Source organism: Mycobacterium sp. (assembly GCF_049647605.1).
GTDB lineage: Bacteria > Actinomycetota > Actinomycetes > Mycobacteriales > Mycobacteriaceae > Mycobacterium.
In genome coordinates this window covers 1-20,368 of the sequence record NZ_JBARXZ010000236.1, presented here as the reverse complement: position 1 = coordinate 20,368, position 20,368 = coordinate 1, and the positions used below count along the sequence as shown (strand labels likewise).

Annotated in this window: 18 protein-coding genes; 14 read left to right on the top strand and 4 right to left on the bottom strand. The window is 66.1% G+C overall.

The annotated features are described in order from the left end of the window. The first annotated feature begins 102 nt into the window (after positions 1-102). From WBB07_RS29365 to WBB07_RS29355, 3 genes are read left to right on the top strand one after another with little or no spacing between them, the layout of a single operon-like run. On the top strand, positions 103-1,272 hold the full coding sequence (locus WBB07_RS29365) for a 3-ketosteroid-9-alpha-hydroxylase subunit A (RefSeq protein WP_526313284.1): 1,170 nt from the start codon (positions 103-105) through the stop codon (positions 1,270-1,272). Next, positions 1,269-1,760: a hypothetical protein gene (locus tag WBB07_RS29360; RefSeq protein WP_526313282.1), complete on the top strand. Its 492-nt coding sequence runs from the start codon at positions 1,269-1,271 to the stop codon at positions 1,758-1,760. Before WBB07_RS29365 ends, WBB07_RS29360 begins: the two co-directional genes overlap by 4 nt. 19 nt (positions 1,761-1,779) lie before the next feature. Next, positions 1,780-2,418 carry a sensor domain-containing protein gene (locus tag WBB07_RS29355; RefSeq protein ID WP_526313280.1) on the top strand — a complete coding sequence of 213 codons (639 nt, stop codon included), beginning with the start codon at positions 1,780-1,782 and terminating at the stop codon, positions 2,416-2,418. A 10-nt stretch (positions 2,419-2,428) separates the two neighbouring features. On the opposite strand, the gene WBB07_RS29350 is transcribed toward WBB07_RS29355, so the two are convergent. Further along, the gene (locus WBB07_RS29350) at positions 2,429-3,136 is read right to left on the bottom strand and encodes a FadR/GntR family transcriptional regulator (RefSeq protein WP_526313278.1); all 708 of its coding nucleotides are present in this window, start codon (positions 3,134-3,136) and stop codon (positions 2,429-2,431) included. Between the two features lie 137 nt (positions 3,137-3,273). Here WBB07_RS29350 and WBB07_RS29345 point away from each other — a divergent pair, with 137 nt between their 5' ends. The 6 genes from WBB07_RS29345 to WBB07_RS29320 are packed head-to-tail and all read left to right on the top strand — an operon-like array spanning position 3,274 to position 9,512. Continuing rightward, positions 3,274-3,825 carry a gluconokinase gene (locus WBB07_RS29345; protein WP_526313276.1) on the top strand — a complete coding sequence of 184 codons (552 nt, stop codon included), beginning with the start codon at positions 3,274-3,276 and terminating at the stop codon, positions 3,823-3,825. Then, the gene (locus WBB07_RS29340; protein ID WP_526313274.1) at positions 3,822-4,961 is read left to right on the top strand and encodes an ABC transporter ATP-binding protein; all 1,140 of its coding nucleotides are present in this window, start codon (positions 3,822-3,824) and stop codon (positions 4,959-4,961) included. The genes WBB07_RS29345 and WBB07_RS29340 overlap by 4 nt, the downstream gene beginning before the upstream one ends. A gap of 1 nt (position 4,962) precedes the next feature. Then, positions 4,963-6,096, top strand: coding sequence for an ABC transporter substrate-binding protein (locus WBB07_RS29335; protein WP_526313272.1), 1,134 nt, complete (start codon positions 4,963-4,965; stop codon positions 6,094-6,096). After that, entirely contained in the window at positions 6,096-7,037 is a 942-nt protein-coding gene (locus tag WBB07_RS29330; protein WP_526313270.1) for an ABC transporter permease, read from the top strand. Before WBB07_RS29335 ends, WBB07_RS29330 begins: the two co-directional genes overlap by 1 nt. Continuing rightward, positions 7,034-7,876: an ABC transporter permease gene (locus WBB07_RS29325; RefSeq protein ID WP_526313268.1), complete on the top strand. Its 843-nt coding sequence runs from the start codon at positions 7,034-7,036 to the stop codon at positions 7,874-7,876. Before WBB07_RS29330 ends, WBB07_RS29325 begins: the two co-directional genes overlap by 4 nt. A gap of 25 nt (positions 7,877-7,901) precedes the next feature. Further along, complete coding sequence (locus WBB07_RS29320; RefSeq protein ID WP_526313266.1) at positions 7,902-9,512, top strand: amidohydrolase; 1,611 nt, start codon at positions 7,902-7,904, stop codon at positions 9,510-9,512. 6 nt (positions 9,513-9,518) lie between these two features. Here the strand turns inward: WBB07_RS29320 and WBB07_RS29315 are convergent, their stop codons facing one another. The 3 genes from WBB07_RS29315 to WBB07_RS29305 are packed head-to-tail and all read right to left on the bottom strand — an operon-like array spanning position 9,519 to position 12,599. Continuing rightward, entirely contained in the window at positions 9,519-10,661 is a 1,143-nt protein-coding gene (locus WBB07_RS29315) for a sulfotransferase (protein WP_526313264.1), read from the bottom strand. 25 nt (positions 10,662-10,686) lie between these two features. Continuing rightward, complete coding sequence (locus tag WBB07_RS29310; RefSeq protein ID WP_526313262.1) at positions 10,687-11,469, bottom strand: SDR family NAD(P)-dependent oxidoreductase; 783 nt, start codon at positions 11,467-11,469, stop codon at positions 10,687-10,689. A gap of 2 nt (positions 11,470-11,471) precedes the next feature. After that, the gene (locus tag WBB07_RS29305; protein WP_526313260.1) at positions 11,472-12,599 is read right to left on the bottom strand and encodes a hypothetical protein; all 1,128 of its coding nucleotides are present in this window, start codon (positions 12,597-12,599) and stop codon (positions 11,472-11,474) included. Positions 12,600-12,763: 164 nt separating this feature from the next. Between WBB07_RS29305 and WBB07_RS29300 the strand changes: the two genes are divergently transcribed. The 5 genes from WBB07_RS29300 to WBB07_RS29280 all read left to right on the top strand — a co-directional run. Next, on the top strand, positions 12,764-13,726 hold the full coding sequence (locus WBB07_RS29300; protein ID WP_526313258.1) for an IclR family transcriptional regulator: 963 nt from the start codon (positions 12,764-12,766) through the stop codon (positions 13,724-13,726). 178 nt (positions 13,727-13,904) lie between these two features. Beyond that, a complete protein-coding gene (locus WBB07_RS29295; protein ID WP_526313256.1) occupies positions 13,905-14,780 on the top strand; it encodes an urea amidolyase associated protein UAAP1 in 876 nt (291 codons plus the stop codon). A gap of 2 nt (positions 14,781-14,782) precedes the next feature. Then, a complete protein-coding gene (locus WBB07_RS29290) occupies positions 14,783-15,451 on the top strand; it encodes an urea amidolyase associated protein UAAP2 (protein WP_526313310.1) in 669 nt (222 codons plus the stop codon). Further along, a complete protein-coding gene (uca, locus tag WBB07_RS29285) occupies positions 15,448-19,065 on the top strand; it encodes an urea carboxylase (protein ID WP_526313254.1) in 3,618 nt (1,205 codons plus the stop codon). The genes WBB07_RS29290 and uca overlap by 4 nt, the downstream gene beginning before the upstream one ends. Then, the coding region (locus WBB07_RS29280; RefSeq protein WP_526313252.1) for an allophanate hydrolase at positions 19,062-20,368 on the top strand (1,307 nt) is incomplete at its 3' end. The genes uca and WBB07_RS29280, both read left to right, overlap by 4 nt.

Here is a 20,368-nt window from a genome sequence, read left to right as displayed (position 1 = left end):
CCGTTATCTGAGCTGGTTTCCCAGGTCGTGGTGGCGTGCGTTGCGCGCCGGCCCCAAAAAACTGTAACGTGTTCTAGTTAGAGAGCAACGACTGGAGGCGTCATGGCAGCCGAATCTTCGGGGACAGCCGGCATTCGGGAGATCGACACCGGCACCCTGCCGGACCGTTACGCCCGGGGCTGGCACTGTCTTGGGCCGGTGAGTGGATTCCTGGATGGCAAACCCCACAGCGTCGAGATCTTCGGCACCATGCTGGTGGTGTTCGCCGATTCCCACGGTGACCTCAAGGTCCTCGACGGCTACTGCCGTCACATGGGCGGCAACCTCGCCCAGGGCACCATCAAGGGCGACGAGGTGGCCTGCCCATTCCACGACTGGCGCTGGGGCGGCGACGGCAAATGCAAGCTCGTGCCCTATGCCAAGCGCACGCCGCGCCTGGCGCGCACCCGCGCCTGGCATACCGACGTCCGGGGTGGGCTGCTGTTCGTGTGGCACGACCACGAAGGCAACCCGCCCGCTCCCGAGGTCCGGATTCCCGAGATCCCGGAGTTCGCCAGCGACGAGTGGACCGACTGGCGGTGGAACACCATGCTGATCGAGGGCAGCAACTGCCGCGAGATCATCGACAACGTCACCGACATGGCGCACTTCTTCTACATTCACTACGGCCTGCCGACCTACTTCAAGAACGTCTTCGAGGGCCACATCGCGTCGCAGTACCTGCACAACGTCGGGCGCCCCGACGTCGATGACATGGGCACCACCTACGGGGAGGCCCATCTGGATTCCGAGGCCTCGTACTTCGGGCCGTCGTTCATGATCAACTGGCTGCACAACAACTACGGCGGCTTCAAGGCCGAGTCCATCTTGATCAACTGCCACTATCCGGTGGACCAGGACTCGTTTGTACTTCAGTGGGGCGTCATCGTCGAAAAGCCCAAGGGCCTGGACGAGAAGACCACCGACAAGCTGGCCCGGGTGTTCACCGAGGGCGTCAGCAAGGGCTTCCTGCAGGATGTGGAGATCTGGAAGCACAAGACCCGGATCGACAACCCACTCCTGGTCGAAGAGGACGGCGCCGTCTATCAGATGCGCCGGTGGTACCAGCAGTTCTATGTGGATGTGGCCGACGTTTCCGCGGACATGACCGACCGCTTCGAGATCGAGGTGGACACCACCGCCGCCAACGAGAAGTGGAATCTCGAGGTCCAGGAGAACCTGAAGGTTCAGCAGGCCGAGAAGGAGGCTCCCGAGGAGCAGCCGGCGCGATGACGCTGCGCGACGAGCGAACTCCCCCGCCGGACGTGGACCGGCTGGCGCGCTCGATGCTGCTCCTGCTCGGAGAGGGTCACGACGACCACGCCGACGACCACGCCCCCGGAACCCCGGAGGTCGAGGGAACGGGCGGTGGAACTTGGCGCAAGGCACCGGATTTCGCTTCGAATCCGGACCGGGCCGCCGCGGTGCACGAGTCCAGTCGCCAGGATCGCGAACGGTACCTGAACTCCGGCCTGACTCCGGTCGACTGCCGGTTCTGTCATGCGCAGGTAGCGGTCAAGAAACTGGGTCCGGGGCACACCGCCGTACAGTGGAACACCGAGGCCTCCCAACGCTGTGCGGTCTTCGCCGAGCTTCGCGCCAGCGGCGGGACCAGCAGCCGTAGCCGCAACTGCCCGCGACTGTCCGACAGCATCAAGCACGCGGTGGCCGAGGGCTGCCTGGAGGAAGTGTCCTCGGCGCCCTCGCCGGGCGACGGCTGAACGCTTTACGCTGCTCGCCATGTGGAAACCGGGGCCGGCACTGCTGTCAGTTGCCATTCTCACGGGGTGCACGCAGGTCATCGACACGGCGCAGCCGCGGGCCGCGTCCCCGGTTGCGCCGATCACCGCCCTGCAGGCCCGTGACCTCTTGAGCCCGAAGGTCGGGGATGTCGACGGCAATCTCTTCGCCACCGTCGAACCATCGGAGTGCAGTGGGGTTGCCCGGGAAGTGGACCCGCCCTTCATCTTCGACCACCACCCGGCCGCAACCGATGGCGGGCACTGGTCCGATGACAGCGGCCACCCGGCGGTCATCGAGGAGATGGCCGGGGTCTACCCGGCCGACTTCAACGCCCGGGAGGCACTCGACCGGACTCGGCGGACCATTGAATCGTGCCGGGACACACCCCTGCGCGTCACCGCGCTGCGCGGCAAAACGTACGTCTTCAGACTCGGTTCCCCGGTGGAATCCGGTTCACCCGATATCGTGCTGTGGTCCCTGACGGCCGCCGACTGGGCCTGCGACAACGCGTATGTCGCCGCACACAATGCGGCCGTGGGCATCTCGACGTGCGGACCCGTCAACGGCTACGACGTGTTGACACTGGCCCGGGAGGCGCTGGATCGGATCGAGATGCTGGCCAACAGGACCGCGTGATCCGCGCCCGCTACTCGCGACTGTCACCCACAGCGGCCGCCGCCTCGTCGATGATCGCCCGCATGGCGCGCTCGGCACCGGCTGCATCGCCCAGCCGTATCGCTCTGGCGACCTCGTCGTGCAGCTCGATGGCCGCCGGGTTGGGAGTCTCCGGCATCATGCCGTGATGGGTGCGGCCGGTGAGCACCTCGGCGATCACACCAGTGAGGGCCCGTAGCATCTCGTTGCCGCTGGCTTCGAGCAGAGTTTGATGGAAGATCTTGTCCGCCAACAGATACGCTTCGAGGTCGCCCGAGCGACCATGTACCACCATGTCCGATACCGCTGCCGCCATCGTCCGGCATTGCTGCGGGTCGGCCCGCCGTGCGGCCAGGGCCGCCGCGGTCGGTTCGACGCCGCGGCGCAGTTCGGATATCGAGACCAATTGCGCGGCCCGGTCACCGGATTCGAGCCGCCACCGGATCATCCTGGGGTCGAAGACATTCCACTTCTCCGCCGGCTGAATCGTGATGCCGACCCGGCGGCGGGACTCGATCATGCCCATCGACTCCAAGACCCGGATCGCCTCACGGACGACACTGCGTGACACACCGTGCTCCGCACCCACCCGGTCGAGGGTGAGCACATGCCCCGCCGGATACCTCCCGGACACGATGCCGGTACCAAGCGCAGTCAGCAACGTTCCGTGCAATGCGCCGACTGTCGCGTCCCCGTCCACCCATACATCCTGTCATAGCAGCAGGCTGGCCATTGAAAACATACGATGTTGACTATTCGATTGCATTCGTATGATTATTGCGCCATAGTGTGACTGCAAGCACAGCGACTCGAAGATGGAGTGAAGTGGGATCACCGGTGTCGAATGGCCGACGCATACCGCCGATCGTTGCCATGGGAGTCTCCGGCACGGGGAAGACCACTGTCGGCATGGACCTGGCAGCCAGGCTGAACGAGCCGTTCATCGACGCTGATGACCTGCACGACGACCCCAGCAAAACCAAGATGGCCCGCGGCATACCGCTCACCGACGAAGACCGCAAGCCATGGCTCACCAGGGCCGGGCAGGCGATCGAACGGGAAGTCAGACTCGGCGCGTCACCGGTACTGGCGTGCTCCTCCTTGAAGGGCAAGTACCGCGATCACATCCGGTCTTTTGCCCCGACGGTCGTATTTGTGCACCTCGACGGCCCGGCATCGGTGATCGCCCATCGACTGAGCGAACGCAACCATGACTACATGCCGTCGACACTGCTGGAGTCCCAAATCGACGCCCTCGAGCCGCTGCGTGAGGACGAACGCGGCCTCCGAGTGGACATCACCCTGGCACCGGAGCACATCGTCGACCGCGTCGTCGCGTGGCTGAGTGGGTCAGGCGATGCCGCCGACGAGCCAATGGAGGAGAAATGACCGAAACGCACGCCACCGGCGCCCTCGAGCTGAGCGATCTCACCAAGAGCTACGGGCACAACACCGTCGTCAAGGGCATCAACCTGACCCTGCGACCCGGTGAGTTCGTTTCGCTGCTCGGCCCGTCGGGATGCGGCAAGACCACCACTCTCCGGATGATCGCCGGTTTCGAGTCGGTCGACACAGGCGACATCCGGCTCGGTGGCGTCTCGGTCCGAGACACTCCGGCGAACAAGCGTGACGTCAACACCGTATTCCAGTCATATGCGCTCTTCCCGCATCTGAGTGTCGCCGGCAACATCGCCTACGGGTTGCGCCAACGCAAGGTCGCCAAGAGCGAGATCGAGGACCGGGTAACCGAGGCCCTGGATCTGGTGCGCCTCACCGCGCTCGCCGACCGGCGCCCCGCCCAGCTCTCGGGCGGGCAGCAGCAGCGGGTCGCCCTCGCGCGCGCTCTTGTCAACCGCCCCCAGGTGCTTCTGCTCGACGAGCCTCTCGCGGCACTCGATCGTCAACTGCGCGAACAGATGCAGATCGAGCTGCAGCTCATCCAGCATCGCCTCAACACCACGTTCCTGTTTGTCACCCACGACCAGCACGAAGCCCTGGCGATGAGTGACCGCATCGCGATCATGAACGACGGCCGGATCGAGCAACTCGATGCCCCCGATGCCGTGTACACCCGTCCGGCAACCAGGTTCGTCGCCGGGTTCGTCGGCCAGCAGAACTTCTTCGAAGGCACCGTGGACACCGACCGGCGGTTCGCCACTGCCGACAACGTTCGCTTCAGCCTGACCAATGCTCCGGCTGAACTCGTTGCCGGAGAACAGGTCACGCTCGCGGTTCGGCCGGAATCCGTGCAGCTACGCGCCGGGGAACATCCCACCGACAGCGACGCCATCGCAACATCGGTGGTGGCCCGCAGCTACCTCGGCGACGTCGTGCAGTATGTGCTGCACACGGCGGCGCGCCACGAGATCATCGCGCGAATTCCGCGCCGAGACATCGACGAGACCATCGTCGTAGGTGACACGGTGACCTGCTCCTGGGCAGACACAGCGGTTGCCGCCTTCCCTGCCAATTCACCGACGGCTCAGGCGACGATGCCCGAACCGGCACTCACGAAGGGTAATTGAGATGACACTGAACCGAGCGCCCAGATTGCTCGTGCCGAAGGGCCGCGAGGCGGGGATCAGCCGGCGCCTGTTCCTCGGCGGCGTCGCCGGTGTCGGTGCCGCGGTCGCCCTCGCCGCCTGCTCGAAGCCCGGGGGGTCCACCGCATCGAACGGCGACCTGCGGATCTACTCCTGGGCCGGATACGACGCGGACGAGAACGTGTCGGGCTTCGGTCAGCCGGTCAAGATCGACGCCTACTCCTCCAATGAGGAGATGATCGCGAAGCTCGTCGCGGCGCGCGGAACCAGCGGCTACGACATCGTCATCCCCACCGGTGTCTTCATCCCGCAGATGGTCGAGAACGGCCTACTCGAGACACTCGACCTGTCGCGACTGCCCAACGTGGCCAACATCGACCCCGCCTTCCGTAACCAGGAGTGGGACCCCGACAACGCCCACTCTGTCTGCAAGTTCTGGGGCACAACGGGATACGTCTACGACACCACGGTCATCAAGCGGGAACTCACCTCGTGGGACGATTTCATCTCCGCCGCCGAGAACGAGGCCAGGGGCCGGACCTCGCTGCTCGACGATCCCGGCGAAATCGCAGCGATCCTCTGTTTTGCCCGTGGCTGGAATCAGAGCACCACCGATCCGGCCCAGCTGGAGCAGATCCGCACATTTCTTGTCGACCAACTCGCCCCGTGCATCTCGGCGTTCGACTCCTCTCCCGGCAGCAGCGCGATCCCGCAGGGCACGCAGGTCCTCATGCACAGCTGGAACGGCGACGCCCGGCGCGGCATCCTGTCCAGCCCCACACCGGAGCGGTGGAAGTGGGTCCTGCCGACCCCGCAGACCAACCTCTGGATGGACAACTGGGCGATCGTCAAGGACGCACCGAACGTCGACGCCGCATACGATTTCATCAACTACTCGCTCGGCGTGGATCAGGCTGCACGCAACACCGAGTTCGTCGGCTACGGCACCGGCGTCACCGGAACCGAGGAACAACTCATCGCCGAGAACGCCGAGCTGCTCGACATCATCTTCCCGACAGCGGAGCAGAAGACTCGCATGTACACCGGTGTCATCAATGACGCGCAGCAGGTGCGGATGGACATCGTCAGCGAGATGAAAGCCCGAGCGGGCGGCTGATGACTGCCCTGCTGGCTGCCACGCGCCGCCGGTTGCGTGGCGGAGGTCTCTTCACCGCTCTCGCACTTCCCGGAGCGCTGTGGTTTCTGCTGTTTTTTGTCCTCCCGATCCTGGTGGTCGTCTGGTACAGCCTGGGTTACAAGCCCGGGCTGTACGCCACGCACGCCAACGACACGCTGTCGCTCGACCGGTATCGGGAGGCGCTCAGCGGCTCCTTCCTGGCGACATTTGTCAACACGCTCCAGATCGCCGTGCTGGGCACGGCGATCTGCCTGGCACTGGGACTGCCCTTTGCCTACTGGCTGGCGATCAAGGTGTCGACCCGGTGGCGGTATGTGGTGCTGGCGTTGGTGTTCATCCCGTACTGGACAAACTTCCTGGTCCGCACCATCGGATGGCAGATCATCCTGGCGCCCGAAGGACCGGCCACCCGAGTACTGCGTTCCCTGGGCCTGGTCGACGGAGCGTTCTCGATGCTCTACACCAAGGGTGCCGTGCAGCTCGGAGTGGTCTACAACTATCTGCCGCTGATGATCCTGCCGATCTTCGTCGCACTGGAGCGGATGAGTCCAGCGCTGCGCGAGGCGAGTACGGATCTGGGAGCCGGCCGGTGGGCGACCTTCCGCCAGGTGACGTTGCCGCTGGCGAGGCCGGGAATCATCTCCGGGGTGCTGTTGGTGTTCATCCCACTGATGGGTGACTACATCACCGCATCGGTGCTCGGCGGGGCGCGCGGCAACATGGTCGGTCAGATGATCGCCGGCCAGTTCCAGCAGGCCCAGAACTGGGCGCTCGGGTCAGCCATGTCCGTCATGCTGATCCTGATCACCCTGTTGACGATCGTGCTCATCGGAGCTGCCGGGTTGGTGGCCACACGTCTTTCTCGCCGGCATCACAGGCTCGCTGTGGAAACCGCCGGCACTAGGGGAATCGCCTCGTGACAAAAAACCGTTCAGCGATCGACCGGGCGCTGCTCGTGGTCGGCATCGGGGTGCTGTGCTTCCTCTTTGCCCCCATCCTGGTGATCGTCGTGTACTCGTTCAACACGGGCCGGCTGCTCGGCGCCTGGGAGGGTGCCGGAATCGACGCCTATCAGGGTGCATTCAACAATCCGGCGATCCTGGATGCGGTCTTCGTCTCCATCCAGGCCGGGGTCCTGGCGACCCTGATCGCAACCCTGCTGGGCACCTTCCTCGGAATCGGCATCGGCATGCGCCGCGGTGCGGTGACCTCGGTCATCGTCGGCGTCATCGGTCTGGTGCTGGTGACACCGGAGATCGTGCAGGCCGTATCACTGCTGCCGTGGCTCACCTCGCTGGTCATCGATGCGGGAATCTGGCCGCTGGAGTACGGCGTGCTGCGACTGGCGATCGGCCACTCCTTGTTCGCGACGGCGGTGGTGTCGTTCCTGGTCCGCGGGCGAGTGCGCTCCCTGGATCCGGCACTGGCCGAGGCCGCCGCGGATCTCTATGCGTCGCAGTGGAATGGCTTCCGGCAGATCATGCTGCCGCAGTTGCTCCCGTCGATCGTGGCCGGCGCGTTGATGGCGTTCACGCTGAGCCTCGACAACACGATCATCTCGGCGTTCGTCCAGGCCACCGGCAGCACTCCCTGGCCGGTGTACGTGTTCAGCTCGATTCGGGCCGGACTGCGCCCGGAGCTCGCGGCGATGGCCACCGTGATGCTGGTCGGCACCCTGCTGGTGCTGGCGGTTGTCATCGTGATCCTGCGCGCCGGCGGCTCCTCCTCACGCGATGTCACCCGAACTTTTGTCGGCTGACCCCCTTCCACTGGAGAGTCGAAAAATGACCGTTGCCGATTTCACCCTCGTCAACTGCGACCTGCCGTTCCTCGATGTCACTGGTCTGCAAGCTATTTCAGTGACAAACGGCGCGATCGCGGCGGTCGAACCGATGACAGCGCACCACGGTGCACGCACCACCGTCTTCGATGCGCGTGGCCGCTCCGTGATCCCCGCCTTCACCGACGCACACGTGCATCTGGTGGAGTCGGGGGTGGAGCTCGCCCGATGTGATCTGTCCGCCACCGGCTCGCGTGACCAGGCACTCGCCCGAATAGCTGCCTACTGTGCAAATTCCGACGCCGAGTGGATCATCGGTCGCGGCTGGTCACTCGATCACTTCGAGGACACCAGCCGCATGCTCGGCGAACTCGATGCGATCACCGGGGCGCGTCCGGCCTATCTGGCCAACAAGGACGGGCACAGCGCTTGGGTGAACTCCGCGGCGCTGGCCCGGGCCGGCGTCGACGAACGAACTGCGGACCCGGCCGGTGGGCGCATCGAACGTGATGCCGACGGCGCAGCACTCGGCTTGTTGCACGAATCGGCGATGCAGTTGGTCTCCGAGCTGATGCCCCCGATGGATGAGGCGACCCGGCTGGCCGGCCTGTGGGCGGGCCAGCAGCATCTGTTGTCGCTGGGCGTGACGGGCTGGCAGGAAGCGATCGTCGGCGATTTTGTCCCCACCACCGATGTCTTCGCGACCTACCTCACGGCCTTGGAACGCGGCGACATCATCGGACGGGCCACCGGCAACCTCTGGCTCCCCCGCGAGCATCCCGAGCAGGCCCTGCCGCAGTTCATCGCGGCCCGCGAGCGGGTCGAGCCCAACGACCACCTGGCCCTCAACGGGGTGAAGGTCATGTACGACGGCGTCTGCGAGACGTTCACCGCAGCCATCTCACAGCCGTATGCCGATGATGCGCAGACGAACTCCGGGCTCACCTTCTTCGAACCGGCCCAACTCGCTCCGATCATGGCTGACATCGACCGTGCCGGATTCGATATCCATGTGCACGCCATCGGCGACCGGGCGACCGACGAGATCCTCACCGTGTTCGAGAGCTTTCTGCGCGGTGCGCCCGCCCGTGATCACCGCCATCAGATCGCACACCTGCAGATCACCAACGCCGCGCTCATCGACCGGATGGCCGCACTTGGCATCATCGCCAACGTTCAGCCCTTCTGGGCGCAGGCGGACGCCCAGATGACGCAGATGACACTGCCGTATCTCGCGGAATCACTTCGGGCCACCCAGTATCAGTTCCGCTCCATGATGCGCGCCGGGGTTTCGCTGGCCTTCGGCAGCGACTGGCCCGTGACCACACCCAACCCGATGGACTGGATCCACGTTGCCGTCAACCGCGACTATCCCGGGGAAACCGACGGTCCGTTCCTGCCGGAGGAAGCGCTGTCGCGGGCAATGGCGTTCGAGGCGGCCACCAGCGGTGCGGCCAGGGCCGCGCGACAGGACGCGCGCGGGGTGATCGCGCCCGGACGCCAAGCCGATCTCGTGGTGCTCGACCGCCCGTTGGCCGAGGTGCCCGACAAGGAGCTCTACGACGTCTCGGTTGCCGCGACGATCGCGCGGGGCAACGTCGTATTCGAACGCTGAGCACATCTAAAGCCCGGCGAAGCGCTCCTTGACCTGGTCGTCGGTCAATCCGTAATCAGCCAGCGAATACTGGTGTTTCGGCGCGCGGGGGCCCTTCTTGCTCTCCTCGTGGGTTTCTGTCACGGTTCGTCGCGCCTCGTCGGTGAACTCGATCCCGAACTTGCGGTAGATGTCGTCGACCACACTGACCGGATCCTTGATCAACGCGAAGTAGTCCAGGTCGTAGAACTGTGCGGGATCGTGTTTTGCGCGTTCGGTGTTGAACAACTCCAACCCGCGCGACCAGGTTTCCATCGAATCGGCACCGATGACGTCGCCGGTGAAGGCGTTCGACCAGCCGGCCGTGGTGTGCTCGGCCAGCGAGCACATCGAGGCCATGATGGTCTCGGCCGGCCGATGGCACTGCACCACCAGCGCATCCGGGTAGGTGGCGAACAGCGCGTCGAGGGCAAACAGATGGCTCGGGTTCTTCAGCACCCAACGCTTGTCGCGATCGTTGAGTCCGATCAGTTGCAGGTTCTTGCGGTGCCTGCGATACGGCGTGGCCCAATCCTGGCGGGCCAGCCACTGCGAATAGGTCGGCACGTGCGCCAGGGTCTCGTAGGACACCGAGTGCAGTGACTGACGCAGCAGCTGCCAGCATTCCTCCACTTCGTCGGCGGTCATGTAGTGCAGTCCGGTGTAGTCGGGGTTCTCCGCATGTGCCTTGGTGAACTGCGCATCGAGTTGCTGGAAAACCGGGTTCTGCGACCAGGTTTCGCGTGGCGGTCGCGGCTGCGGAAACTCGGCCAGCCACAGCTCGAGGCCCTGGTGGCGCGGGTCGCCGGCCAACAACCGGTGCACCACAGTCGTGCCGGTGCGCGGCAGACCGGTGACGAAGATCGGCCGCTCGATCGCCACGTCGACGTGTTCGGGGTGCTGCTTCCAGGCGGCTTCGGAGACGAGGCGGGCCACCAGCGCGTTCCGGACGAAGAACCGCTGCATCTTGCTGCCCAGTTCGGTCAGATCGGCGTCCCGTTGGTAGGACTCCAGCAGGACGGCCAGCGCCTCCCGGTAGTTGTCGTCGTCGGATCCGAAATCGTCCAGGCCGCACGCCTTGACCGCCGAGGCGTGCAGATCGTCGACGGTGCCTACATTGGTCCTGCTCATGACAATCCGGTCCTCGCTCGCTCACTCACGCCTTGTACTCCCCGCAGTTGACATCCAATGCCTGCCCGGTGATGCCACTGGACAGATCGCTGGCCATGAACAGGATCGCCGATGCCACCTCGTTCTCGGTGGGTAAGCGCTTCAGGTCCGACGCCGCGGCGGTGGCCTTGTAGATCTCATCGACGGTGGTGCCGTATTTGCCGGCTTGGTGGTTGAAGTAGCTTTCCAGCGTGCCGCCCCAGATATAGCCGGGCAGAATGGAATTCACCCGTATTCCCTGGTCGCCCAGCTCGGTGGACAGGGACTGCGACATCGCCAACAACGCGGATTTGGCCATCTTGTAGGCGCCGTATTTGGCTTGCGAATGCCGCACCACCATGGAGTTCACGTTGACCACCGAACCGTTTGCTTCGGCCAGCGCCGGGGTGAATCCCTGGATCAACCTCAACGCCCCGAAGACCGTGAGCTCGATCGCCTCACGCATGTGCTCGAAGGTGGTGTTGGCCAACGGCCTCATCGAGGGAACCCGGAAAGCATTGTTGATCAACACATCGACTTTGCCGTATGCCCCCATCGCCTGGTCCACCAGGTTGGCCACCTGCGCGTCGTCGGTGATATCGGTGCCGACGGACACCGCGCGCCGGCCCAGGCCGGTGACCGTTGCGGCCACCTCCTCCAGGCGTTCGACGGTGCGGGCGGCCAGCACCAGGTCCGCACCCTCTTCGGCACATCGGCGTGCGAGCGTGCTACCCAGCGCCGGACCGACTCCGCTGATGACGACCACTTTGTCTTCGAGCAGTCCACTCATGTCTAACCCACCATCCTGTCGCCGATCTGTTTCTGGCGCAGGGCTATTCGAGCTCGCCAGTCCTCGTCCGAGATCTTGTTGTGTTCGTGGTACGGCAAGGCCGCGGCGACCTGGTCGATGTCGACGACCTCGGATGTGGGGCCGTCGGCCTCGGTGAGCTCACGCGAGACCCGCTGCCAGCGGAACTGCAGATAGCCCTTGCGGTGCCCCAGGGTCTCGCACCAGTTCGTCACCCCGGGATTGGCATCGGATACCACGATCCGGATCTTGCCGTCTGGATCTGCTTGAGCTTGAACGCCGTTCAGGGATGTCTGGTGGTTGATGTAGTCCAGCGAGATGTACCAGAGGCTGCCGAGCTGGAAGCCCAGATACGGCGCGTCGGTGACGGGCAGCGTGATTATCATGGCCTGATCCGGTGCCAGCTCGTAGTTGCCCACCGACGAATACTGGGTGGCCAACCCGCCGGGTGTCAGCCTCGGCGCCACCAGCGCGTTGACCGGCAGGTTGTCGTAGAACCACTGCGGAAATTGCAGCCAGGTCTTGACCCGCTGCACCAGCTGTTTCCCGGCGACTTCGTATCGCTTCTCGATGAGCTCACGGGTCAGTGGCGGGGGCGCGGTGCCCGCGGTATCGGTGCGCGCGATGGCAAATGAGCCGCGCTGCGCCGACCAGTCGTTGTAGACCTCGCGGATCACCAGCTGCGAGGGCACTGCGGGTGTGAACCGCCATTCGAAGGTGCCGTCGGCGGCGATGTCGAGCTTGCGGTCATCGAAGGCCGTCTCGCTGTCGGGCACCACCTCGTCGGTGTACTCCCCGCCGAGAAGCTGGAAGCTCACATCGGTGGTAGTGCCCCTCCTACCGGTGACGACGTACTCATGACCCGCGTGCACCCGGGTCCCGAAATACATCGTGTCGGGATTGTCCAGCGCCATCTTGGTGAACGGGCCGGTACCGCTGTGCAGGAAGGGATGGTCGCGGTCGTAGTCGAATGCGACGTGCGTGCACGCTGCGACACAGCCCGCCAGATACTGCAGACCCTCCAGCAGATCGGCTTCCGACTCGATGAACGGTGCGGCCGCGACCAGCTTTTCCGCTTCGGCTATCGCATCCAACAACGGCTGGGAATACATCGATCACCCATCCTTCGCCACTCGGCTATCCGGTCCATAATTGAACCGAATTGGTAGACTTTCCAACACCGAAGATTAGAACGTGTTCTAATTTGAGTCAACGTTGTTACAGGACTCGGTCCACGTCGCAGCGCGATACTCGTGCGATTCCAGGGAGCACAGCGATGGCAGATGTCAGGTCAGCCCGCGATCACCACCGCACCGGCGGCACCAAACGCATCTCCCCTCCGACTACGCGGGTGATCACAGTGCTCGACTTCCTGTCCCGGCACCCACACGAGCAGTTCGGCCTCTCCGAGCTGGCCCGCCGCCTGGAGTTGAGTAAACCGACCTGCCTCGGAATCATCACCACCCTGACCGAGTCCGGCTACCTGATCCGCGACGACAACACCAAGACCTACCGCCTCGGTCCGGCATTGATCTCCCTGGGGCACACCGCTCAGGAGTCGCTGCGCGTGAACCCCGGCGCCCGCGAAGCACTGCGCACGCTTTCTCACAACTACGACACCACCGCCGCGCTCTCTGCCGTGGTGGACGACCGGATCACGCTGCTCGAGGTCGTGGCACCGCCAGGTGTTCGGCCCGCCGTGCAGATCGGTCAGAGCTACCCGTTTGCGCCACCCGTCGGACTGATGTTCGTCCTGTGGGATGACAAGGCACTCGAGGACTGGCTGGCCCGCCCGGCCACGATCCCGCTGCGCACCGACGGCAACCGCCTGGACCGGGTCATCTCCGAATGCCGGTCCTCGGGCTATCTGGTGGAGCGGCTCACTCCCGGCGGCCGCCGGTTGTACGCGCTGATGGCCGGCATGTCGTCGAACCTGCCCGACGAACTCCGGGCGTTACTGGGCGAGATGATCTCCGATATCGGCGAACGGGTGTACCTGCAGGGCGAGGCGAATCAGGCTGAGGTCCCCAAGGGCCAGCGACATGACGTGAGCGTGATCTCGGCACCGGTGTTCGACCATCACGGCAGACAGGCGATGGTGGTCTCGCTGCAGATCGGACGCTCCCTGACCGATTCCGAAATCAGCAAGCACGCCGACGGGCTCATGGGCTCCGCGGCCGCGCTCACCGCCCAGCTGGGCGGCATCAGTCCATATCCCTCGGAGTCCCCCGCCCGCTGACCCCGGACCACCGACACTCGATACCTGTCATTTGACAGAAACATTCGCAGTGCACTGTTAACCGAATCTCGGTCATCGGTTACGTCCACGCAACCACTGACGCGCGCCGCCCGCGAAAACTGTCACCTGACAGAAAGCCCGCCCTCTCCGGCGGGTCCCTCATTCGCGAGAGTGCTCAGTGACAGGCAACAAGAACAGCTCCGACACCGCGACCGGTACCGCAACAACGGCCGGGGCCAAAGCGCACGCCCGCGCCCAGCACGGGCGCACCGCCGATTTCATGCGCCACCTTCCCGCTTCGACGGCCCCGAAAGCCCCTTCCGGTGTCGCCGCGAAGTCGCTGGTGTGGTCGGAAACAATTGCAGCCGGCGGATATACAACTGCCACCCTGGCCCGCGGCACCCGAATCCGGTTCACCGACCTGCACGGCGACGCATGCGCCCACCTGCTTCTGCACCGCGCCGACGCACACCACGAGAGGCTCAATGTCGCCGATACCGTGAAAGTCCCCTGGCAGGCGTACCTGGGCACCGGGCACCCGCTGCTCAGCGGTTTCGGCCGGGTGCTGGCAACCATCGTCGCCGACAGTTCCGGACGTCACGATGCACTGACCGGAACCAGCACGCACGCAGGTAATCTCGAGCGCTATGGCGCAGCCGCGCCGGAGTCGGCAACACCTGCGGGCCGCGAGCTGCTCACCCTGGCCGCACTCAAACACGGCATGGACCGCCGCGACCTGCCACCGTCGGTGTCGTTCTTCCAGGGTGTCCGGGTCGACCGCGGCGGGTCGTTGCGTTGGCTCGGATCCGCCGGAGCCGGCGCCAGCACCGATCTGTTGCTGCACGTCGATACCGTTGTGCTGGTTGCCAATACCGCGCACCCGCTGGACCCACGTCCCGAATTCACCTGCTCCCCGCTGGAAATGCAGGCCTGGCCCGCGGCACCGGAGCTGGACCTGCTGACCGACGGCGCACTGGTGGGGCCGTTGGGCCCCGAACACCGCCAAGCCATCAACAACACCGACGCCGACCTCGTTGCGAGAGGACAGCTGTGACCATCACAAGCGAATCCACCGACAGCGCAGCACTGGTCGCGGGAACCGTGCTGCTGGACCAAAACGTGGCCGCCCGTGCCGCCTGGTCGACCGTGGTGCCCGCCGGCTGTGTGCTGACCATTGTCGACCTCGCCGGCAATCAAGCGGTCGACTGTCTGCTCTACGCGGCCGCCGACACCGTTGTCCGGTATTCGGCGGCAGAGACCATCCGGCGTCAGGGCCGGATCGCCCTGACCACCGGATCGGTGTTGCGTGCCGACACCGGCGATGCGCTGATGACCGTCGTGGCCGACGAGGTCGGTGTGCATGACACCCTCGGTGGCGCCTGTTCCAAGGAGTCGAACACACTGCGTTACGGACAGCACACCCGCGCCCAGCACGGCTGTCTGGAGAACTTCCTGCTGGAGGGGTCCCGCTGGGGCCTGAGCGCCCGCGATATGGCCAGCAACATCAACTGGTTCATGAACGTCCCGGTTGACGACGACGGCGCCCTCGGCATCGTCGACGGTCTGTCTGCACCCGGCAAGCGGGTCGCGCTACGCGCTGACGTCGACACCTTGGTGCTGGTGTCCAACTGTCCGCAGATCAACAACCCGTGCAACGCATTCGACCCGACACCGGTGCAGATGATCGTGACGCGACCCGCCGCTACGGCAGAGGTCGCCGCATGAGCACCGTGCTGATCGCCAACCGCGGTGAGATCGCCGTCCGGCTGATCCGCGCCGTCCGCGATCTCGGAATGCGCAGCGTCGCGGTGTTCTCCGATGCCGACCGCGGCGCACCTCACGTATTGCTGGCCGACGAGGCGGTGCGGATCGGACCCGCCGCTCCGCGAGACAGCTACCTGCGCGCCGAGGCGCTCCTGGCCGCGGCGGAGGCCACCGGCAGCACCGTGATCCACCCCGGATACGGGTTCCTCTCCGAGGACGCCGATTTCGCCGCCGGTGTGGAAGCAGCAGGTATCGTCTTCGCCGGCCCCACCCCGGCACAGCTGCGGCAGTTCGGCACCAAACACACCGCCCGGGCGGCGGCCAGGGCCGCCGGGGTGCCCATCTTCGCCGGTTCCGAGCTGCTCGCCGACGCCGACATCGCGGTGTCGGCGGCCGAGACCGTCGGTTACCCGGTGATACTCAAGGCCACTGGCGGCGGCGGAGGCATCGGCATGCAGGTGTGCCACTCGGCTGACGAGCTGCGCGACGCGTACCGGCGGGTGGTGGCCCAGGCAGAACGCAGCTTCGGTTCTGCCGGGGTGTTCCTGGAGCGCTACGTCGAGCACGCCCGCCATGTCGAGGTACAGGTCTTCGGCGACGGCACCGGTCGCGTCGTCTCCCTCGGCGATCGGGACTGTTCACTGCAACGCCGGCATCAGAAGGTCATCGAGGAGGCGCCCGCACCGGCACTCCCCGACCGGATCCGCCGGCAGCTACACGCCTCATCCCGGGCACTGGCCACCGCGGTCGGTTACCGATCTGCGGGAACCGTCGAGTTCATCTACGACCCGGTGCGCCAGGAGGCGTCGTTCCTCGAGGTCAATGCGCGGCTTCAGGTGGAGCACCCGGTAACCGAGGAGGTCACCGGCGTCGACCTAGCCGCCTGGATGTTGCGCCTGGCGGTCGGCGACACCACGATGCTCGACGCATACCCCGACGCGGTGGTACCGACCACGGGACACGCGGTCGAGGCCCGCGTCTACGCCGAGGACCCCGCGCGCGACTACCGGCCCAGCACCGGAACTCTCACCGCCGTCCACTTTCCGGATGACGTCCGGGTGGACGGGTGGGTCCGCGACGGTACCGAGGTGTCGGCCTCCTACGACCCACTGCTGGCCAAGATCATCACCGTCGGTACCGACCGCGATCAGGCCTTCGACCGGCTGGGCCGAGCGCTGCGCGATACCGTGCTGCACGGTATCGAGGTCAATGTCGGACTGCTGTGTGCCGCCGTCGATCACGACGACGTACGCGCAGCGTGCCACAGCACCTCCACGCTGGCCCTGGTCACCGATCCCCGCCCCCGGATCACCGTCGAGCGCCCGGGTCTGCTGACCACCGTGCAGGACGTTCCCGGCCGGGTCGGGCTGTGGCAGGTCGGTGTGCCGCCGAGCGGACCGATGGACGATCTGTCGTTCCGGTTGGGCAACCGCGCACTCGGCAACAGCGAAGACGCCGCCGGCCTGGAATGCACCGCATCCGGACCGGCGCTGCGGATGACACATCCGACAACGGTGTGTGTGACCGGCGCCGAGTGTCTGGTCACGGTCGACGGCATTCCGGCCCCGATGTGGGAACCCGTTGATGTCCCGGCCGGCGGATTGCTCGACATCGGCGCCGCCGACACCCTCGGCCTGCGTACGTACGTCCTGGTCACCGGCGGCCTCGACGTTCCGCGTTACCTGGGCAGTGCCGCCACCTTCACCCTGGGCCGTTTCGGCGGCCACGGGGGTCGCGCGTTGATCACCGGAGATGTGCTGCGTACCAACGCAACCAACCCCGAGAAGGACTCGATACCGGGCACCGGGCCGGTGCCCGAAGAGGTGCGGCCCGCGCTGACCACCGAGTGGGAACTTGCCGTCACCGAGGGTCCGCACGGCGCCCCCGATTTTTTCACCCGCGATGACATGGACACACTGCTGTCCGCCGGATACCGGGTGCATTTCAACTCAGCACGCACCGGAGTGCGCCTGGAAGGTCCCAAACCGCGGTGGGCGCGTCCCGACGGCGGCGAGGCCGGGCTGCATCCGTCCAACATCCACGACAACGCCTATTCCATCGGGGCGCTGGACTTCACCGGCGACACCCCGATCCTGCTCGGACCGGACGGGCCGAGCCTCGGCGGGTTTGTCTGCCCCGTAACGGTCATCGCCGCTCAGCGCTGGAAGCTGGGTCAGTTACGCCCTGGTGACACAGTGCGTTTTGTGCCGGTGCGGGCCGAGTCGGCACCCTCGCGTCGCGAGTTGGGCACCACCCGCGCCGCTGCGACACCGCAGGTGACGCGTACCGGCGGCGACGGAGACGACGGTGTCCTGGCCCGGCGACCCGGAATCGACGGTGCCCCCGAGGTGACCTACCGACGCAGTGGCGATGACAACGTGCTGATCGAGTACGGAGAAATCGTGCTCGATCTGGCGCTGCGCGCCCGGGTACATGCCCTGCACACCCGACTCGAGGGTGCTGTCCCGGGCATCCTCGACCTCACTCCCGGGATCCGGTCGCTGCAGGTGCATGTCGACCCCGATGTGTTGCCGGTGTCGAAGTTGTTGGGCCTGTTGGCAGAAATCGAGGCCGACCTGCCCGCCTCTTCGGAGCTCGAGGTACCCAGCCGGCTGGTTCGGTTGCCGCTGAGCTGGGATGACCCCGCCACGCGGGAGGCTATCGCCCGGTATACCTCCGGGGTTCGCGATGACGCCCCGTGGTGCCCGTCGAACATCGAATTCATCCGCCGTATCAACGGATTGGACAGCGAAGCCGACGTCCGGAACATCCTGTTCTCGGCGCAATACCTGACCCTCGGGCTCGGTGACGTCTACCTCGGCGCACCGGTGGCCACTCCGCTGGATCCGCGGCACCGCCTGGTCACCACCAAGTACAACCCGGCCCGCACCTGGACCGCCGAGAACTCGGTGGGTATCGGCGGGGCCTACCTCTGCATCTACGGAATGGAAGGGCCCGGCGGGTACCAGTTTGTCGGACGCACCACTCAGGTCTGGAGCGCCTACCGGCACACCCAGCCGTTCGAGCCGGGAAGCCCTTGGCTACTACGCTTTTTCGACCGGATCAGCTGGTACCCGGTGAGCGCCGAGGAACTGTTGGACCTGCGTGCCGACCTGGCCGCCGGCCGAGGTTCGGTGGACGTGACCGACGGGGTGTTCTCGTTGGCCGACCACGAACGGTTCCTGACCGAGAATGCCGCCGATATCGACACTTTTCGCGCCCAGCAGGCAGCGGCCTTTGCCGCCGAACGGGCGGCCTGGGCCGCTGCCGGCGAATTCGACCGGGCGGAACGGGCAGCATCGGCCGCCGTCAGCGGCACCGACGAAGACCTGGTGCTTGCCGCCGGAGATCAACGGGTGGACGCGCCATTCTCGTCGAGCGTCTGGAAGGTCGACGTTGCGGTCGGCCAGCGGGTCGTCTCCGGACAGCCGCTCCTGGCGCTCGAGGCGATGAAGATGGAGACGGTGATGCGCGCCCCGTCCGACGGTGTCGTCACCCAGGTGTTGGTCGCCGCAGGTAATCTCGTGGATCCGGGCGCACCGCTGGTGGTTCTCGGAACCGAGGCCCGGTCATGACCGCCGTCGAGCGGGTCCGGGCCGCCTACACCGCCATCGCCGACGTCGACCGGCCAGAAATCTGGATCACGTTGCGGCCCATGGCCGAAGCGCTCTCCGACGCCGAGGCGATCGACGCTCTCGTCACCGCCGGCGCCGAGCTGCCGCTCGCCGGCCTGCTGGCTGCGGTGAAGAACAACATCGACGTTGCCGGCATCCCCACCACAGCTGGCTGCCCGGGCTATGCCACCGCCCCGGCGTCGACCGACGCGGAAGTGGTGGCCCGGCTGCGTACGGCGGGCGCCGTGGTGATCGGGGCGACCAACCTGGACCAGTTCGCGACCGGCCTGGTCGGTACCCGCAGCCCCTACGGCGCAGTGCGCGACGCTCGCCGACCGGACCGCATCTCCGGCGGCTCCAGCTCCGGTTCGGCGGTGGCGGTGGCACTCGGCCTGGTGGACATCGCACTCGGCACCGACACCGCCGGATCGGGACGTGTTCCGGCGGCTCTGCAGGGCGTCGTCGGTATCAAGCCGACGGTGGGCGTGGTCCCGCTCGACGGTGTGGTGCCGGCCTGCCGGAGCTTCGACTGTGTCACCGTGTTCGCCCGCGACCTGAACACCGCCGACGCCGCCATGGGTGTACTCGCCGGCGGTGTGCGCCCATTCCCTGCGGACGCACCGCTGGCCGCACCTCCACAGCCGCGGGTGGCGGTCCCCCGCACGTTGACCGGACTCCAGCCGCAGTGGCAACGGGCCTTCCGCCAAGCCTGTGACCGGCTGACGGATTCGGGCGCCGAACTCGTCGAGATCGATCTGACCCCGTTCCTGGCGGCGGCCCGGCTGCTCTACGACGGCGGACTGGTCGCCGAACGCTATGAGGCCGTCGGCGCCTATCTCGGTGCCCACCAAGGTGATCCCGATGCCGGCATCGACCCCACGGTGAACTCGATCATCAGCACTGCGGGTGCCGTTCCGGCGAGCGTGCTGCTGGCCGACCGGGTCCGCCTGGCCGAGCTCACCACTGTGGCCATGGCCGAGATCGGTGACTGCGCGGCACTGCTGATCCCCACCACCACCGAACACCCGACGATCGCCGAGGTGGCCGCCGACCCGGTGGGCGTCAATTCACGCCTGGGAACCTACACCAACTTCTGCAACCTGCTGGATCTGTGCGCCGTCGCCGTGCCTTCCGGAACCGACGGCCACGACGGCCAATTCGGCGTCACCGTGGTGGCCCGTGCCGGAGCCGACGCGGTAGCGCTCGACCTGGCGCGGTTGGTGGCGCAGCCCACCGAGCCGGTGGCCCGGCCGGGAGCGGCGGG

Excerpts from the sequence above, each read along its gene's own strand:
- WBB07_RS29365 (WP_526313284.1), top strand. The coding sequence starts at position 103 with ATGGCAGCCGAATCTTCGGGGACAGCCGGCATTCGGGAGATCGACACC.
- WBB07_RS29305 (WP_526313260.1), bottom strand. The coding sequence starts at position 12,599 with ATGTATTCCCAGCCGTTGTTGGATGCGATAGCCGAAGCGGAAAAGCTG.
- uca (WP_526313254.1), top strand. The coding sequence starts at position 15,448 with ATGAGCACCGTGCTGATCGCCAACCGCGGTGAGATCGCCGTCCGGCTG.
- WBB07_RS29360 (WP_526313282.1), top strand. The coding sequence starts at position 1,269 with ATGACGCTGCGCGACGAGCGAACTCCCCCGCCGGACGTGGACCGGCTG.
- WBB07_RS29320 (WP_526313266.1), top strand. The coding sequence starts at position 7,902 with ATGACCGTTGCCGATTTCACCCTCGTCAACTGCGACCTGCCGTTCCTC.
- WBB07_RS29335 (WP_526313272.1), top strand. The coding sequence starts at position 4,963 with ATGACACTGAACCGAGCGCCCAGATTGCTCGTGCCGAAGGGCCGCGAG.
- WBB07_RS29310 (WP_526313262.1), bottom strand. The coding sequence starts at position 11,469 with ATGAGTGGACTGCTCGAAGACAAAGTGGTCGTCATCAGCGGAGTCGGT.
- WBB07_RS29355 (WP_526313280.1), top strand. The coding sequence starts at position 1,780 with ATGTGGAAACCGGGGCCGGCACTGCTGTCAGTTGCCATTCTCACGGGG.
- WBB07_RS29330 (WP_526313270.1), top strand. The coding sequence starts at position 6,096 with ATGACTGCCCTGCTGGCTGCCACGCGCCGCCGGTTGCGTGGCGGAGGT.
- WBB07_RS29315 (WP_526313264.1), bottom strand. The coding sequence starts at position 10,661 with ATGAGCAGGACCAATGTAGGCACCGTCGACGATCTGCACGCCTCGGCG.
- WBB07_RS29340 (WP_526313274.1), top strand. The coding sequence starts at position 3,822 with ATGACCGAAACGCACGCCACCGGCGCCCTCGAGCTGAGCGATCTCACC.
- WBB07_RS29300 (WP_526313258.1), top strand. The coding sequence starts at position 12,764 with ATGGCAGATGTCAGGTCAGCCCGCGATCACCACCGCACCGGCGGCACC.